Below are 17,106 nucleotides of genomic sequence, written 5' to 3'. Positions count from 1 at the left end.
ATAATAAAAAAGAAAGGAGAGTATGATTTTAGTCGTTGACTATATCATACAAGGAACATATGAAGAAAAGAATATTAATGGCAACTATGATATTTTCTTTAATTATCACTATGGCAGGATGTGGAAAAACTCAAGCTCCAATAGTGAATAAAGAGAGTGTACAAAATGGAAAGAGTATAGACGTAGAAACATCTGCAACTGTCGATGGAACAACATCAGCATCAGTTGTACCAGAAGATTTAGTTGAGGAATATAAGCCAAAAGGTTTTACAGATGGAGATGCAAAGAAAGCATTATTTGTAGTAGGCGATCCAAGAAAATATAGTGTAAACTATGATTTAGTTAACACAGCTATGAAATATTTTGAGGAAAAAGGTGTAGAAGTTGAACTAAGAGATTTATATGATATGAAATTTAATCCAGTACTTTCACTAGAAAATTTCTATTATGCTAAGGATGGTTTTGGTGAACCAACTCCAGAAATAAAAAAAGAACAAGAATATGTAACACAAGCAGATTATATTATATTTTGTTACCCAAATTGGCATGATACTCCAACATCAATAGTTAAAGGATATATGGAAACTGTATTTGCTAAACAATTTGCATACCAAGATACAGATAAGGGACTAGAAGGAATGCTAAAAGGAAAAAGCATTTATACCATAATGAATGCAGGATTCCTAGGTGGTGGTAGAGGTTATATAGGAGATGGAGTAGGAATAAACGATGAAGCTTGGGATGAATATATGAATGCTTTCAGAGTTATGGATGATGATACAGCTGGATTCTGGGGTGTTGAAAATAAAGGAAGATTTGTAAATGATAGAACACCAAAAAATAACTCTGAAAACTACAAAGAAGAATTAACAAAATTAAGGGAAGATTTAGCTGAAAAATTAGATAAAGATTTCTTTAATTAAATATGTAGGACTCCTAGAAATTTATCAAGACCTAATTTTATAAAATATTGAAAAACAAGAGAAGGAGCATATTATACATGTATAGTATGTTCCTCTTTTCCATTATATCTGTAACTTATTAATAAATTTATTTGAAACTTTTATTGCACATAATATAAAGAATGTTCAGCTATTATGATTTTTTAAATTATAAATGTTACTCTTTGTATTCTTTATATCCTTTATATTCCTTGTATTCTTTGTAGTCTCGAATTGATTTTTTTAAATACGGTATAAATAAGGGTATAAAAATTCGAAGTAGAAGAAGCATTGTTGTCAGATTTACGATTGTTTTTAGAGACTGTTGAAGAAACTGATATAAATTATGTTTTCCAGGATAAAATATGCCATACCAACTTAAAGTCCCAAACATTAAATATATATCCAATTTTGACTTTCTAAAAGAATAAAAACAATATATAGCTAAAGGTGTAAAAATTAATATAGTACCAATATCCATAATAATCCTCCTCTCTCTAAAAACTTTTTTGAAAATAGAATTATTTTTTAATTTAATCTATTTTATTTCGCATTTATCTATAAATACGCAACAACTATAATTATATTATACCATTTAGATTAATTTGTTTATATGCCTTTTATAGATATAATATATAAAAAAAGATATAGAATAGGTGGTTATATTAAACTACCTATTCTATATTCATTATACTACATTTAAAGAAATAGGAGCCTTTTTAATCTCTATATTACTCATTGTAAATTATTTGGGTACTTGCTGCTTATTATTTAATTAAATGTAACAGATATATTAAATTAGTAAAAGTTATACTAATTTTGATGATTTGTAATAGCTATAGGATATGGAATTATTAGAAATACAGTAACTTTTAGTTATCTAACTCCAATTACATTAAATTATTAGATATAAAAACAGATGCTCTTTTCTATAAATCTAGAAAGGAACATCTATATTTACTTAACTTGGATTGGAAATATTTTTATTCTCAAGCTGTTCTTCTGCCCTTGTAACTAGATCCCTAGTCATGATTCCATCTGATTTCTCCGCTCTAATTAATTGAGCATCTAATTCATTTGCTATTTCTGTCTTCATCTGATCTAAGGCTATACTAGCATTTCTATCGGACAATCTAACCATAAAATCACCTCTAACTAAATTATTTGGTCTTATTTTGCATATTAAATGCATATTTCATACTAGGAAAATTAATGAAAATTACTGTGAATGAACTAGGAATCAAACATATATTGATAAAATTTATCCCTTATGATACTCTAAATTAAGGATTGGTCTTTATGACAATATGCTAAGTATTTGTGAAAACATAATCACAAAGTACATAATTTAGAGTATGTATTTTATGATTATATTTTTTATAACGAATAGGAAAGTTCTACTTTTATTATATAATATAAGGATGGTGAAAAATATGATTAAAGAAATCCTTTCAAGTGAATATCATATTGTAAAAAAATTTGTGGAAAAGGATATTGCAAGAAATTATTTTATACTTTTAGGACTGGCAAGTAAAAAGCAAGTATATGATAAAATGTATGGAGAATATAGAGACGATGAACTTATAGCTGTGTTATTTAGAAGAAATACTGGAGTCTTACAATTCTTTTCTTCACAAGAATTTGATTTAGATGGTTTTGCTGATATAATCTCTACTTTGAAATATGATTCATTAATAGGTCCAAAATCATATTGTGAGAAATTCTTAGATAAAGGGGTATTTACATCTATAAAGGAGGGAGCTTATATATCTAAGTTGAATAGGGACCGTAAAATGGAACCTTATGAAATCCAGCATAAAATAAGAGATATAACAGTAGATGATCTAGATAAAATAGTGGAATTATATAAAGAGATTTTCCAAGGCTTTAGTTCAAAAGAGGTAATGGAGGAAAAATTAAATAGCAATCGTGGTCGTGGTGTTTGTATTGAAGAAGATGGAAAAATAATTTCTGTAGCTCAGACTGATTTTGAAACAGAGGATGCAGCTATTATTGTAGGGGTGGCAACTGATAATAACTACAGATGTAAAGGATTAGCTACAGAATGTATGCAATTATTATGTAGCACTTTACTTAAAGAAGGGAAAGATTTGTATCTTCAATATGAGAATTTAGAAGCCGGAAAAATATATGAAAGAATAGGATTTAGAGAAATAGATCAAGTAATTCATTGCAGAAAATAAAGAAATGAGGGAAGCAGAATGAGAAATATTAAAAGAATTTTTGTAGTAATATTGGCAATATATATGATTTTTTCATTGGCAGGCTGCGAATATATTATGGAATCTGAATCTAAGGCCGTCACAAATGAGAATCTAGAAGTTCATTTTATTGATGTAGGGCAAGCAGATTCTATTTTAATAAAAAAAGGAAATGAATCCATGTTAATTGATGCAGGGAATAATGCAGATGGTGATTTAGTTGTAAACTATCTTCAGAATCAAAATATAAATAAGCTAAAATATGTAATAGGAACTCATCCGCATGAAGATCATATTGGCGGTTTAGATGATGTAATTGATAACTTTGAGATTGAAAAGGTAATTATGCCGAATGCAATCGCTACAACTAAGACCTTCGAAGATGTACTAGATAGTATAAGTAAAAAGAATTTGTCTATTACAAAGCCTAAAGTAGGAAATAGTTATGATTTAAATGGTGCAGAGTTTATTATTCTTGCACCAAATGGAGAAAATTATAGTAGCTTAAATGATTACTCTGTTGTTGTAAAACTTATAAATGGAAATAATTCATTTTTATTCACAGGAGATGCTGAGGAATTATCAGAGAAAGAAATTCTGACAAATAATAAAAGATTGTTGAAATCAGATGTATTAAAGGTAGGTCATCATGGAAGTGTAACATCGACATCTCAAGATTTTTTAGATGCTGTTAATCCAAGTGCTGCTGTTATTTCTTCAGAAACGGGTAATAGCTATGGTCATCCCCACAAAGAGATATTGGAAAGATTGACTAAAAAAGGAGTAGATATATATAGAACGGATTCACAAGGAACAATAATAATGAAAAGTGATGGTAAGACTATAAACTTCAATGATAAAGAACTTTTTACCTATGATACTTCACCTAAGCCTCAAGTGATAATTAGTGAACTTGATAAGGTAGGAGAAATTGTAACTATAAAGAATGATTCATCAATAGATATTAATTTAGAGGGATGGAGACTATTATCTGTTACAGGTAATCAGGAATATATATTCCCAGATTATGTCCTAAAGGGAAATGCTACGGTTACCATAACTAGCGGAGAAAGACAAGGTGATCTTATCTGGGGCAGTGAAAATATCTGGAATAACTCAAAGAGTGATCCAGCTGTTCTTTATGATAAAAAGGGTAATGAAGTATTTAGATTTGATGATTAGGGGTGATAAGGATGAAAATTACTATTGATAGATTCGAAGAGGAATTTGCCATAGTAGAATTAGAAAACGGAGAGATAATAGAAATCCCAAAGGTCATACTCCCCATAGAGGCTAAGGAAGGGGATGTTGTATCTATTACTGTGGAGAAAACTGAAACTGAGGAGAGGAAGAAAAGGATACAGAATAAGTTTGATAGATTGTTTTGTAGTGAATGAATAGTTTGAGAAATTATTTTATATACTTCCAGAGTACATAATTTAGGCAATGTACTTTGGAAGTATATTTTTATTAAGATTAATAAAGCTGATAATTGACAGCCTGAGAATTAAATAGCTTATAATATAGACTATCTGTTTTTGCATTAAATTTTTATGATTATGATAATCAGAAACCGTTATTAAAAGTTTTTAGCTATTTCTTGTGCATCTTTAATTGTCTTTTCTAAAATGTGATCCACATCATTACCCATGACATCTAACCCATCAGCAGCTATTGTAGTGAAGTCTGTAATGCCGAAAAATCCAAATATTGTTCTTAAGTATCTATCACCCATTTCATATGCTGAAAACGGTTCTACAGAATAATTTCCACCTCTTGCAGAAATATTAATTGCCCTTTTTCCTGTACATAGTCCGACAGGACCCTCTTCCGTATATTTAAAAGTAATTCCAGTAACACATACATAATCCATATAGGCCTTCAAAATTGCAGGGATACTTAAATTCCACATTGGTTCTGCGATTACATATTTATCTACTTCAGCAAATTGATATGCATATTTTAGAATTCTATGATATCTGTTTTCATTTGTTTTAGGTCCAAAGATAGTATCTATATCATCTATTGATAAAAAGTCTATACCTTCATTATATAAGTCAAGTGTTATGACTGTATCATTAGGATGACTTTCCTTATAGGCTTCAATAAAACTATCAGAAATCTTAAATGTTCTTGACTTGCCTTCTGGCTTTGCATTTGCTTTTATATATAATAATTTACTCATATGTTTTTCCTCCAGATGTTTACCTAGTATTTACTTTTAGTTTATATAGTTAAAAAATATTAATACTAGGTAATTAAATGAAAGAATGTAAATTGAATATAGAAATATAGAAAACTTAGAGAGATGGATAGAAGATTTCAATAAAGGGTATAAGGTTATTAATAGTTAGCATAAATTTTGAGTGGAATAGAGAAAATAAATTAGGAGGAATAATATGATCAAAAATCAAATACTTAAAATTGAAAAATTAGATTTTATGTGGGGGACTGAAAATCCGTTTTTATTTTGTGCTCATCATAAAGATGCTTATCCTAAGGGAAATGATGAGCTGGGACCACCTAATTCTGATTTGTTAGGGAGAAATATTGGAAATGATTTCCAAATCAAAGATGGCTGGAGGATGTATCATGGTAAAAAGATACCTGGGTTTCCCAATCATCCCCATAGAGGTTTTGAAACCGTAACTATTGTATTGGAAGGATTTGTAGATCATTCTGATTCGCATGGAGCCAGTGGTAGATATGGTGATGGAGATGTGCAGTGGATGACTGCTGGAAGTGGATTGCAGCACGCAGAGATGTTTCCGTTGATTTATAAGGATAAGGATAATCCACTTCATTTATTTCAAGTATGGCTCAACCTTCCTAAAAAAGATAAATTTACAGACCCTCATTATAAAATGCTTTGGGCAGAAGATATTCCTGTGATAGAGGAAGTTGATTCTAATGGAAGAGAAAGTTCAGTAAGGCTTATAGCGGGTAAATATAATGATATAAGAGCATTAGGGCCAGCACCAGCATCTTGGGCAAGTGACGAGAATAATAATGTGAACATATGGATAATAAAGATGAAGCCAGACGCAATATTTGAGATACCAGCATCCTCTAGTACCATTACTAGGAACTTATATTACTATGATGGAGAGACTATCAAAATACATGATACAGAAATTGATTCATCTAATAGAATTAAGCTTTTAGGTGATGAAAGAATAGTTATAAGAAATGGAGACAGAGAAAGTCATTTATTTTTGCTTGAAGGAGAACCAATAGATGAACCCGTTGTAACCTATGGACCTTTTGTTATGAACACTATGGAGGAAATAAAAGAAGCTTATGAGGATTATAAGGAAACTGGCTTTGGTGGATGGCCTTGGGATCGTACCGATCCAGTACATTCTAGTGAAGAAATTCGCTTTGCTAAATATTCTGATGGGACTATAGAAAGAAGACTGTAATTAAAATGCTCTTTTCTAGATTTATAGAAAAGAGCATTTTAAATTTAAATAGGGTAAAATGTATCCCTGTCTTCTTCTCCAAACTGTTTTTCACCCATTTTAGCCAAATTCCTAGTCATTCCTCCAGCTGCATTGCCTTTACTGGGGTCATATCCTAATTCATTAGCTATTTCCAATTTCATTTCTGCCAAAGCTTTCATAGCGTTTTCGTTTACTGGTTTTCTAGTCAAAAAAATCACCTCAAATTAAATTATTTATCCTTATTTTTATACTTAAAGTATATTTCATACTATGTAATTTAATGAAAATATAAAACTTTATATCTCTTATTGATAAATTTTAAATATTGCCCTTATGATGTTAAATAATATATCCATATCTCATTTTTAGATGTCTCTTTTTTGACAAATGGAATCATCCATAGTACAATGTAATAAACATAAGTTCTAATGTTAATCTATTATAATTAGGTGATAAAATGAATAAGCAAACTGATATGTTCGATATAATAAATATAAATAATAAAAATCCTGATATAAGCATTCCAGAGGGAGTGAAACTAAAGGCAAAAGAGCTTTGGTGTCCTTATTGCTCAAAGCCTGTTATCTTTAAAAAAGATAAGGATTTGGGAGTTCGAAAATGTCCTTATTGCAAAGTAAGTGAAAGAGATTATAATGTAAAGCAAGTAAATAAGAGATGGCTATAATGTCAACCTTTACTTTTTCGAGTAAGGGTTTTTTTGTTGAAAAAATTTATAAAAGGACAGAGTCGAATTATGTCGAAATATGTTAAAATTAACTATAAAAGTAAAAGGAGGATGGGTATATATGTACTAGAAATATGTGGTATTAGAAACTTTATTAGTAAGTTAACTATCTTATGTTGAATGTCTATTAAAAGGAAGGGGAAAAAAGGTGAAATCCATCAAAATCAAAATGTTAGTGAGCATTTTATCCATTGTATTAATAGTATTTGTATCAGTTATTGGATTTATTACAATCAGTTCCTATAATATGCAAGAAAAAGATTCAATAAACTATGTAACGGCAGAAACAGAAAAATATGTAGAAGTAGCTCAGGATGAAGTAGAAAATGCTTTAATAATAGTCACAACACTATCAAAGGTATTTGAAGGAATGAAACAAAGTGGAAATACAGATAGGGCTGTAATGAACGAGGTTATAAAAAATACAATAGAGGATAATCCAAATCTAGTAGGAGTATGGACAGTTTGGGAACCGAATGCTTTAGATGGAAAAGATAGTGAATATATAGATACAGAGGGACATGATAAGACGGGACGATTTATTCCTAACTGGAATCGAGGAAATGGTGCAGTAGCTCTCGAAGCTTGCGACGGCACATACGATAATTCAGATGACAGTGGACTCTGGTATCAGACTTCTAAGAATTCAAAGCAACCAGCAGTATTAGAACCAGTTACCTATAGATTACAGGGTGAAGATGTTATGTTGGTTTCTATTACATCTCCTATTATCTATAATAGTAAAGTAGTTGGTGTAGTAGGAATTGATATTTCATTAGATAGATTACAAGAGGTTATATCTAATGTCACTTTTTATGATAGTGGATATGCTCAATTGATTACGGGAGAGGGATTGATTCTAGGACATAAGGATAAAGAATTGCTTGGTAAAAATGCATTTGAGTTATTAAATGATGAAGAACTTCAGCAAGCTATAGAAAATGGAGAAAAAGCCAATATTGACAGAATATCTCACTCAACAGGACAAGAAGAACATTATGTGGTTGTTCCTATAAATACTGGTGCGACAGGTGCAAAATGGTCATATATATCAGTTATGCCCCGTAATGAGATATTTAAAGAATTAAAAGAATCTACAATTATAGCTGTTATTACCAGTATTATAGGAATAATAGTTTTAATAGGATTCATTTTAATAATTACAAAATCCATAACAGGACCAATTGTGCATGTGTCTAAAATCATTGACAGATTATCAAACTTTGATTTAACTTTTGATAAAAATGGTAATGTAACAAAATATTCAAACAGAAAAGACGAAATAGGGCTTATTACTAGGTCTCTGGAAACTATGCAGAAAAATTTTATAGTTTTAATTAAAAGTATTGCTGACACTTCACAGCAAGTAGCATCTTCCTCGGAGGAATTAACTGCTATTACTCAACAATCAGCCTCAGCTTCTGAAGAAGTAGCGAGAACAATTGATGAGATAGCAAGAGCTGCTGGGGAACAGGCAAAAGATACAGAAAGAGGAGCATCAGAAATCAATATATTAGGAGCAGAGATAGAAAAAAATCAAGAGGATTTAATTAATCTAAATAATGCTGCTGATGAAGTCAATAGGCTAAAGGATGAGGGCATTGAGATTATAGAAGAACTTGTTGAAAATACTAAATCTAGTAATGATTCTGCCGCTGAAATATATGAGATAATTGTAAATACCAATGAAAGTGCAGAAAAGATAAAGAATGCTAGCCAAATGATAAGAAGCATAGCTGGACAAACAAATTTATTGGCCCTTAATGCGGCTATAGAAGCAGCAAGAGCAGGAGAAGCAGGAAGGGGTTTTGCAGTTGTTGCAGAAGAAATAAGGAAACTAGCGGAAGAATCTAATACCTTTACTGAAGATATAACAGTAGTAATAGGGGAGCTAACAAATAAAACAGAATATGCAGTTAATACAATGCAAGCAGTCAGTAACATTTTAAAATCTCAAACTGAAAGTGTAGAAATGACTAATAGTAGGTTCCAAGGAATAGCCTCTGCTATTGAAAATGTAAGGGAAGCAATAGAATCTATAGCACAATCAGGAATAGAGATGGAAGGTAAGAAAGAGGAGATTGTAGAAATAATACAAAATCTATCAGCTATATCTCAGGAAAATGCGGCTGCAACAGAAGAAGCTTCCGCATCTATGGAAGAACAGACTGCTTCTATAGAAGAAATTTCAAGTGCTAGTGAAGCATTATCAAAATTAGCAGAAGAAATGCAAGAAAGCATTGCTAAGTTTAAATATTAAAGATCACATAAATAGACATCTAATTTTTAGGTGTCTATTTGTATTTATTTCTTTAAAAAGAAGGAATTTAAGAATTTTTGTAGAATAATATTAATGAGACAAATTTATACCTTTAGTGTATAATTTATAACAACTTACATTATTAGTGTTAATGGGGGGATAAGATGTTTAGATTTCCAAAGAAGAAAAAGGAAAAAGAGAAACCTGTACTCATGGGGAAGAATAATGAGGTAGAAATAAAAGAAATCTCTAGAGATACAGGAATCTTAAAGAAAAATCAGAAACATATAGTTGAAAGACTTGCTATGAAAATTGATGAAACAGCCTTTGCAACAGATAATTTAATTGAGATTACATACAATTTAGCTGATCATGTTGAAGTTCAGATGGATTCTATTCATAATGTTATAAATGAAATTGGAAATTATTCTGCATTAGCAGAAGAAGTTTACGCTAGCACAGAGAATTCTAAACAAATTGCAGCAGATACCTTGGATATTGCCTATACTGGCAATGATGCTGTGAATAATTCTATTAACGCAATGAAAGAAATAGAGAAATCTGTAATTTATGCTAGAGATGTAGTAAACAATCTAAATGAAAAATCAGAGCATATTAATGAAATGCTAAAGGTAATAAATAATATTTCCTATAATACGAATTTACTTGCATTAAATGCATCTATAGAGGCTGCAAGGGCAGGCGAAGCTGGTCGAGGATTTGCTGTTGTAGCTAATGAAGTAAAAAAGCTTGCGGATAATAGTGCTAGATCAACTAATCAAATAGCTGAAGTAATTAAAGAGATTAATGATGAAGTTGCTAATACAATTAAGGCAATGAATGACAGCATGATTAAGATACAAGAGGGAACAGACATTGCTAATAATACTATGATAGTTTTCAATGAAATCATAGGAGCTGTCAATAACACTACAAAGGTTACTGAAGAAATAAATAACGCTATAGCTAAGCAAACAAAGAGTTTAGAAAATGTAATTGGTTTAACAGCTGATATGACTAACAATTCAAATAAAGTTACATCCCTTGTAGATATTGCATCTCTAAATACTCAATATACTAAGACTTCATTGAATATACTGTCAGGTGTATCTAAAGATCTAAGAGCTGTTTCAGATAGATTATTGAAAGAGATTGAAACAGAAGATTTTCAAGAAACTGTTTTAAATATATCGTTAAACTCCAAACCATTAGAATTTAATCCTCAGCTATCAAATGATCAAGACAGTGCCCAAGTTTTATTTAATATATATGGTTCTCTTCTTTATATTGGTGCCACAGGTGAGGTTTCTCCTGGTATAGCAAAAAGCTGGTATGTGGAAGATGATGGAGTTACTTGGATATTTAGTTTGAGAAGAGGGGCAAAGTTTCATAATGGGAGAGAAATAACTGCAAATGATATTAAGTATTCCTATGAAATGATGATGAATCCAAAACTTCAGTCTCCCAATACTTGGTTTTTAGAGCATATTGAAGGGGCAGAGGCTTATGTCAATGGTAGAGCTAAGGAAATAACAGGTGTTAAAGTACTAGATAAATATAGAATTTCTATTAAGTTGATTAGTCCATATAGTGGATTCCTACTAAATCTAGGTCAGTTTAGTGCATGTATCTTAGCTAAGGAAGATGCTGAAAAGGGAAAATTGACTGGTTGCGGTCCATATATCCTTGAGGAAGTAACTAATGAATACTGTATCCTCAAAGCTTTCCAAGGATATTATGGTGGTGCTCCTTATCAAGATAAAATCATCGTTAACTATAGAGATGATGATATAGTACAAGGATTTATTGAAGGTAAGTATGACTTTGCTACCTTTAATAGCAAAGAAGATCTTGAAAGGATTAAGAAGGTACCGCATACTAGCATAGATTTAAACGATGTAATGGGAACATATTATGTTGGATTTAATTTAGAGGGGAATTCCATATTTGCAAAGAGTAAGGAAGCAAGACGTGCTTTAAATATGGGAATTAACAAAAAGAAAATAATCAGCGATTTATTAGGAGATTTAGGAGAAGAAGCTAAAGGTCCTATTCCTCCTAAAATTATAGATAATGCATATCTTCCAGAATTCCCATATAATCCTTCAATGGCAAAAGAAATACTGAATAAAGAAGGATTATATAAATCAGGACCTATAAAGGTAGTTATAAGAGATGAACTTGAGTCTGCTTTGTTTTATAGAATTAGTGAATGTGTTATTAAAGATTTAGAGGAATTAGGAGTTAAGCTTGAAATAAGTAAAGTTTCTCCTAGAGATTACCTAAAACCTGATACCATTGCAAAATGCCATATATTCATTGGTAGATGGATAGCTGATACAGGAGATCCTGATAACTATCTACAGCCTTTGTTTAATTATAATAATCAAACAAACTTTACAAGATATAATAATCCTAGAGTTATAGAGCTTATGGATAGAGCAAAGGAAATAATAAATCCTAATAGAAAGATGGAAGTATATAAGGATATACAAAGAATTATAGTAGATGATTGTCCATGGGTATTTATCTATCATCCTAAGATAGCATTAGCCTCAAAGAAGGGAATAGTAGGGGCTAGGATGAGTCCTTTGGGAATAATAAATTACGAAAATGTTTTAATTGAATCAGATAACTAATATAAAAGACACTCAAAATGAGTGTCTTTTGGTATAATAGATATAATGATAATTTATTAAATAGTAAGAGGAAGATAATATAATATGAGCAATGTAATTAAGGTATCCGTTAGAAATTTAGTTGAATTTGTTCTGAGATCAGGAGATATAGATAATAGTTTTATGTCGATGTCAAGAGCACTAGAAGGCACTAAAGCCCATCAGAAGGTACAGAAATCTTATGGCTATGAGTATGAGCCGGAAGTTACATTAAAGCATAGTGTTTATTATGATGATTTTACTATAGAACTTCAAGGCCGTGCTGATGGTATACTTACCTATGAAGATGAAGTTATTATAGATGAAATAAAAAGTACTACTAAGGACTTAGAGGATATTGAGGAGAATTATAATGAACTTCACTGGGCACAGGCTAAATGTTATGGATATATTTACTCTCTACAAAATGGTTTGGATCATATACATATTCAGCTTACATATTTTCATATAGAATTGGAAGAGAGGAAAATATTTAAGAGGAGATATACTAAACAGGAATTGGAAGAATTTTTCTTATCTTTAACTGATAAATATATTGAGTGGGCTAGTGTTACTTTTTATTGGAGTGAAACTAGAGATAGTTCTATAAAAAGATTGTTATTTCCCTTTAATAACTATAGAAAAGGGCAAAGGGAGCTTGCAGTAGCTGCCTATAAGACCATAGAAGAAAGAAAAAGCTTATTTGCCCAAGCTCCTACTGGTATTGGTAAAACTATGTCTACTTTATTTCCATCAATTAAGTCTATTGGAGAAGGAATTACATCAAAGATATTCTATCTTACTGCTAAAACCATAACTAGAGAAGTTCCTATAGCTTCTATGGAAATGATGATAAAAAGAGGTCTAAGGGCTAAGACTGTCGTAATTACAGCGAAAGATAAAATTTGTTTAAATGATGAAGTGAAATGTAATCCTAGAGATTGTGCTTTTGCCAAAGATCATTATGATAGAGTTAATGATGCCATAATGGATATCTTTGAGAATGAAGATTTGATCACTAGAGATGTGGCTATTATTTATGCTAATAAGCATAATGTCTGTCCCTTTGAATTTATATTAGATGTGAGCCTTTGGGCAGATGTGATAATATGCGATTATAACTATGTTTTTGACCCTCAGGTATATCTGAAAAGATTTTTTGAAAATCCTATGGAGAACTATGTATTCTTAATAGATGAGGCTCACAATTTAGTAGATAGGTCTAGGGAAATGTTTTCTGCTGAGATAAGTAAAAGTAGTTTTTTAGATATAAGAGATATATTTAAGGAAAAATATCCTCCTATTTATAAGAGCTTAAATAAGGTAAATAGTATATTGAACAAATTGAAGAAGGATTTAGAAATAGAGGGGGAATATTATCAAAGAGAGGGAATAGACGATTTATACTATCCAATTAAGAAGCTTATGACAGTTCTTGAACCTTGGCTTATAGAGGAAAAGAATAATGAAGAATACGATAAGGTTCTGGAACTCTATTTTAATCTAATAACTTTTAATAAGATTTCAGAGTTCTATGATAGCCATTATGTAACATATGTCAAGGAATCATCTAAGGATTTAGTATTAAAGCTATATTGCATTGATCCATCGTATCTTTTAAAAGAAGCATTGTCTAGAGGGAGGAGCAGTATACTTTTTTCAGCTACCTTAACTCCTCTAGATTATCATATGGATCTGCTTGGAGGTAAAGATGGAGACTATAATATAAAGCTTAGCTCACCTTTCCCAAGGGAAAATCTATGTCTTATGGTTGCTGACAGCATCTCTACAAGATATAAGGATAGAGAAAAAACTTATATAGATATTGTAAGATGTATAGAATCCTTTATCGACGCTAAGAGAGGCAATTATTTTGTATTTTTTCCTTCCTATGCTTATATGACTAATGTATATAATTTGATGATGGATAGAAATCAAGATATAAATATAATTATCCAAGATGGCAATATGTCAGAAGTTGAAAAGGAAGAATTTTTGCTGAAATTTGAAGAAGGAAATGATCTTATTGCCTTTGCAGTAATGGGCGGAATATTCTCAGAGGGCATAGATTTAACAGGTGAAAAGCTTATAGGAGCTATAATAGTAGGTGTTGGTCTGCCACAAATTTGCTTTGAAAGAAATATAATTAAAGATTATTTTACTCACAATCTAGGTGAAGGATATGAATATGCCTATGTATATCCTGGTATGAATAAAGTACTACAAGCTGCAGGTAGAGTAATTAGATCTCCTGAAGATAGAGGAGCTATTCTACTTATAGATGATAGATACGGCACTAAAGAATATAAATCTTTATTTCCCAATGAATGGTTAGGAGCTAAAAATATAAGGAATGATATAGCTATGAAAAGGATTCTAGAGAGATTTTGGTGATTAAAAATCTCCTAGAATCCTTTCATATAGTTAATATTTGCTAATCAACATGTCGCAGCCTTGAAACAAGACTTTCCTTTTGAAATAATCTTACTAAAATGCTGGAAACAATAAGCGGAACTATAATGATGATTATAATGTACACCATAAAGTAATATATTGGAAAACGGTAATGAAGATAGGTTGCACCAACATGCTGTAAGACTTCTATTAACCCGTAACCTAGTGTACTACCGAATATCAAAGTGATTATTAAATTTCCAAAAGATAAACTTAATCCTTCAAATTGAATCATTTTTACTAATTGTTTATTACTTAGACCAATGGCTTGAAGCATTGCAAATTCTTTTTTCCTTGAAATAATATTGGTTATTATTGTATTTACTAGATTAATTAAACTGAATAAAATGACGAATCCACTTAATCCTATCATTGATTTATATAATAAATCAAATGACTCCTTATCTTCTATTAGATTTTGTCTTAATGTATGCATCTCTAGTAAAGGGTTTTTATCTATTAACTTATGAAGATTCTCTTCTACTTTGTCTCCTTCAGTTTCAAAATCATTAATAGATACTACCAATGTATCTATTGTATTGAGATCTGGGAATAATAATTCTAGTTTTTCTACTGGCAGCAAAAACCAACCAGAGTGATGTGTCACATTGCTAGGTTTCTCTATAGAACCTGCAATCTTAAATGATTTTTCAACTTCTTTTTTTCCATCAAAATATCTAAAATTAACTTTATCTCCGATTTCAAATTTCCAACCATAGATTTCTTCTGCAACTTTATTATATACAATAAGGATTTCATCATTTTTTATCATTTCATTATAGTCAAATCTTCCTTCTGCCAATGTTTTATTTATTGTATCTATATCTTCTTTAGTAAATGCTGAGAAATGATCTCCTACATTGATTGCGTCTTTATAGTCAAATTTTACGGAGGTTCGATGAAATTCTATGACTTTATTAACCTCTGGTAGTTTATTTATTTCTTGTATCAATTCTTTATCTATTGGATTATCTAATTGAACGCCTGTTACGCCTTTATCCATAGTTTGTACTGTATTATAATCAAAGGAAATAATATATTCCCCAAATTCATATAACCCTTGTCTTGAATATTCTTCTAGAGAAGTTGATACTATTAGTGTTGAACCCATAATAAATAGTACTCCGCCTACTCCGAGAGAAACCAATGTCAAGAAAGATTTATTCTTATTTCTTTTTAGACTTATTTGTGCCATAGAATATGGAGATAGCTTTCTGTGCAAATTCTTTGTTTCTTTTACTCCATTATGTTTATTGCCAGAAAATCTTGATGCTTCCACAGGAGAGATAGAAGAAGCTATTTTAGCTGGTTTTCTAATAGATATAATAATAGTGATATATTCAGCAATTGCCACAATTAAGCTAAGAATAATGGTATATGTCCAACTCCAACCATCTGGATTAATCAAATATGAAACAATCCAAGATATTAACAATCCTACTGGAGTACCCTTAGAAAACATAATTTTTCCTTCTCTTCTTACGATTACTCTAATCTGTTTTTTAGAAGTTCCTATGGTTCTAAGCTGACCAAATCTTTGAATATTTTCTAAAACTGAAATATAAAATACATTATAAACCACCAATATACTAACGAATAGAATTCCTATAGATAGTCCTATAATAAATAAAGCATTTTGTTTTGAAAGGGATAATGAATTGGCGAAGGCGTTATGTGGATTAATGTTTTTTCTTTCAATCCCTGCATATCTTCCAATTCTTCTTACTGTATCCAAAAACTCATTTTCTGACATTCTATCTGCATTTTTTATTTTACAAAGAACTGTGTAAGGGACATCTTTCAACTGTTCTCCACTTTCAGAATACTCCTTAGAAAATAAGACTTGAAAGATATTGGAATTCTCATTTCCTTCAATAAACCCACTTATGTTAAATTCTTCTTCTCGTCCATCCAAAAATTTTATCCGTATAGTATCCCCAATATTTTTTACATTGTGAAATAACTTTAACATAGGTTTATATACTGCGATTTCATTTAATTTTTCAGGATAACTCCCCTGTATTATTGCTGGTGTCTTTATATTCTTTGTATCTTTTTCAAAATAAATTGGATGAATCATTTTAGCCTGTATTTTAAAGCTCTTACCAAACTTTGCCAGAGTCAAAAAATCTATTTCATCAGAGGCTTTTAATTTTTCAATCTGCTCCTCATTAACATCTTCATACATAACATGCTGTACCATATCTAGCTGCCTTTTAATTTTTTGTTCTCTTGCTGATTGGGTAAGAGACATAACTCCTAATAATGAAACAGATAAAATAATAGTTATCAGAATAAAAATATTCCTTGTTCTATTAAATTTGATATTTCTATTAGCCAATTTTCCTATGACTGCTCGATTATTATTTGATATCATTGTCCTA

The 17,106-nt window shown here is 30.6% G+C and carries 14 protein-coding genes; 9 read left to right on the top strand and 5 right to left on the bottom strand.

The genetic code is table 11. The features are described from left to right. Positions 1-59 precede the first annotated feature (59 nt). Positions 60-923: an NAD(P)H-dependent oxidoreductase gene (locus RDK80_RS15690; RefSeq protein ID WP_308524833.1), complete on the top strand. Its 864-nt coding sequence runs from the start codon at positions 60-62 to the stop codon at positions 921-923. A gap of 196 nt (positions 924-1,119) precedes the next feature. On the opposite strand, the gene RDK80_RS15685 is transcribed toward RDK80_RS15690, so the two are convergent. Both RDK80_RS15685 and RDK80_RS15680 read right to left on the bottom strand, forming a co-directional pair. Further along, positions 1,120-1,422, bottom strand: a complete 303-nt coding sequence (locus RDK80_RS15685) for a hypothetical protein (RefSeq protein WP_308524832.1) — start codon at positions 1,420-1,422, stop codon at positions 1,120-1,122. A gap of 480 nt (positions 1,423-1,902) precedes the next feature. Next, positions 1,903-2,082: a small, acid-soluble spore protein, alpha/beta type gene (locus RDK80_RS15680; protein ID WP_308524831.1), complete on the bottom strand. Its 180-nt coding sequence runs from the start codon at positions 2,080-2,082 to the stop codon at positions 1,903-1,905. Positions 2,083-2,374: 292 nt separating this feature from the next. Here RDK80_RS15680 and RDK80_RS15675 point away from each other — a divergent pair, with 292 nt between their 5' ends. Genes RDK80_RS15675 through RDK80_RS15665 form a run of 3 tightly spaced genes read left to right on the top strand, consistent with a single transcriptional unit; the run spans position 2,375 to position 4,560 of the window. Then, complete coding sequence (locus tag RDK80_RS15675) at positions 2,375-3,145, top strand: GNAT family N-acetyltransferase (RefSeq protein WP_308524830.1); 771 nt, start codon at positions 2,375-2,377, stop codon at positions 3,143-3,145. Between the two features lie 18 nt (positions 3,146-3,163). Continuing rightward, positions 3,164-4,345: an MBL fold metallo-hydrolase gene (locus RDK80_RS15670; protein ID WP_308524829.1), complete on the top strand. Its 1,182-nt coding sequence runs from the start codon at positions 3,164-3,166 to the stop codon at positions 4,343-4,345. A gap of 11 nt (positions 4,346-4,356) precedes the next feature. Continuing rightward, positions 4,357-4,560 (top strand): DUF3006 domain-containing protein, encoded by a 204-nt coding sequence (locus RDK80_RS15665; RefSeq protein ID WP_256311369.1) that lies wholly within the window; start codon positions 4,357-4,359, stop codon positions 4,558-4,560. A 182-nt stretch (positions 4,561-4,742) separates the two neighbouring features. Here the strand turns inward: RDK80_RS15665 and RDK80_RS15660 are convergent, their stop codons facing one another. Then, positions 4,743-5,348 (bottom strand): FMN-dependent NADH-azoreductase, encoded by a 606-nt coding sequence (locus tag RDK80_RS15660; protein WP_094901249.1) that lies wholly within the window; start codon positions 5,346-5,348, stop codon positions 4,743-4,745. A 214-nt stretch (positions 5,349-5,562) separates the two neighbouring features. Here RDK80_RS15660 and RDK80_RS15655 point away from each other — a divergent pair, with 214 nt between their 5' ends. Continuing rightward, positions 5,563-6,585, top strand: a complete 1,023-nt coding sequence (locus tag RDK80_RS15655) for a pirin family protein (RefSeq protein ID WP_308524828.1) — start codon at positions 5,563-5,565, stop codon at positions 6,583-6,585. Positions 6,586-6,629: 44 nt separating this feature from the next. On the opposite strand, the gene RDK80_RS15650 is transcribed toward RDK80_RS15655, so the two are convergent. Beyond that, positions 6,630-6,815 (bottom strand): small, acid-soluble spore protein, alpha/beta type, encoded by a 186-nt coding sequence (locus tag RDK80_RS15650; RefSeq protein ID WP_094901253.1) that lies wholly within the window; start codon positions 6,813-6,815, stop codon positions 6,630-6,632. A gap of 248 nt (positions 6,816-7,063) precedes the next feature. Here RDK80_RS15650 and RDK80_RS15645 point away from each other — a divergent pair, with 248 nt between their 5' ends. The 4 genes from RDK80_RS15645 (at position 7,064) to RDK80_RS15630 (ending at position 14,662) form a co-directional block, all read left to right on the top strand. Then, complete coding sequence (locus tag RDK80_RS15645) at positions 7,064-7,291, top strand: hypothetical protein (RefSeq protein WP_094901255.1); 228 nt, start codon at positions 7,064-7,066, stop codon at positions 7,289-7,291. Between the two features lie 208 nt (positions 7,292-7,499). Next, positions 7,500-9,611, top strand: coding sequence for a methyl-accepting chemotaxis protein (locus RDK80_RS15640; RefSeq protein WP_308524827.1), 2,112 nt, complete (start codon positions 7,500-7,502; stop codon positions 9,609-9,611). 164 nt (positions 9,612-9,775) lie between these two features. Further along, the gene (locus tag RDK80_RS15635; RefSeq protein ID WP_308524826.1) at positions 9,776-12,250 is read left to right on the top strand and encodes an ABC transporter substrate-binding protein; all 2,475 of its coding nucleotides are present in this window, start codon (positions 9,776-9,778) and stop codon (positions 12,248-12,250) included. An 84-nt stretch (positions 12,251-12,334) separates the two neighbouring features. Beyond that, positions 12,335-14,662, top strand: a complete 2,328-nt coding sequence (locus RDK80_RS15630; RefSeq protein WP_308524825.1) for an ATP-dependent DNA helicase — start codon at positions 12,335-12,337, stop codon at positions 14,660-14,662. 40 nt (positions 14,663-14,702) lie between these two features. Here RDK80_RS15630 and RDK80_RS15625 read toward each other — a convergent pair whose 3' ends face one another. Continuing rightward, positions 14,703-17,099, bottom strand: a complete 2,397-nt coding sequence (locus tag RDK80_RS15625) for an FtsX-like permease family protein (RefSeq protein ID WP_308524824.1) — start codon at positions 17,097-17,099, stop codon at positions 14,703-14,705. Between the last annotated feature and the right edge of the window lie 7 nt (positions 17,100-17,106).

The sequence above is a fragment of the uncultured Tissierella sp. genome (assembly GCF_902479755.1).
Classification (GTDB): domain Bacteria; phylum Bacillota; class Clostridia; order Tissierellales; family Tissierellaceae; genus Tissierella; species Tissierella carlieri.
This window is presented reverse-complemented; position numbering and strand designations above follow the sequence as displayed.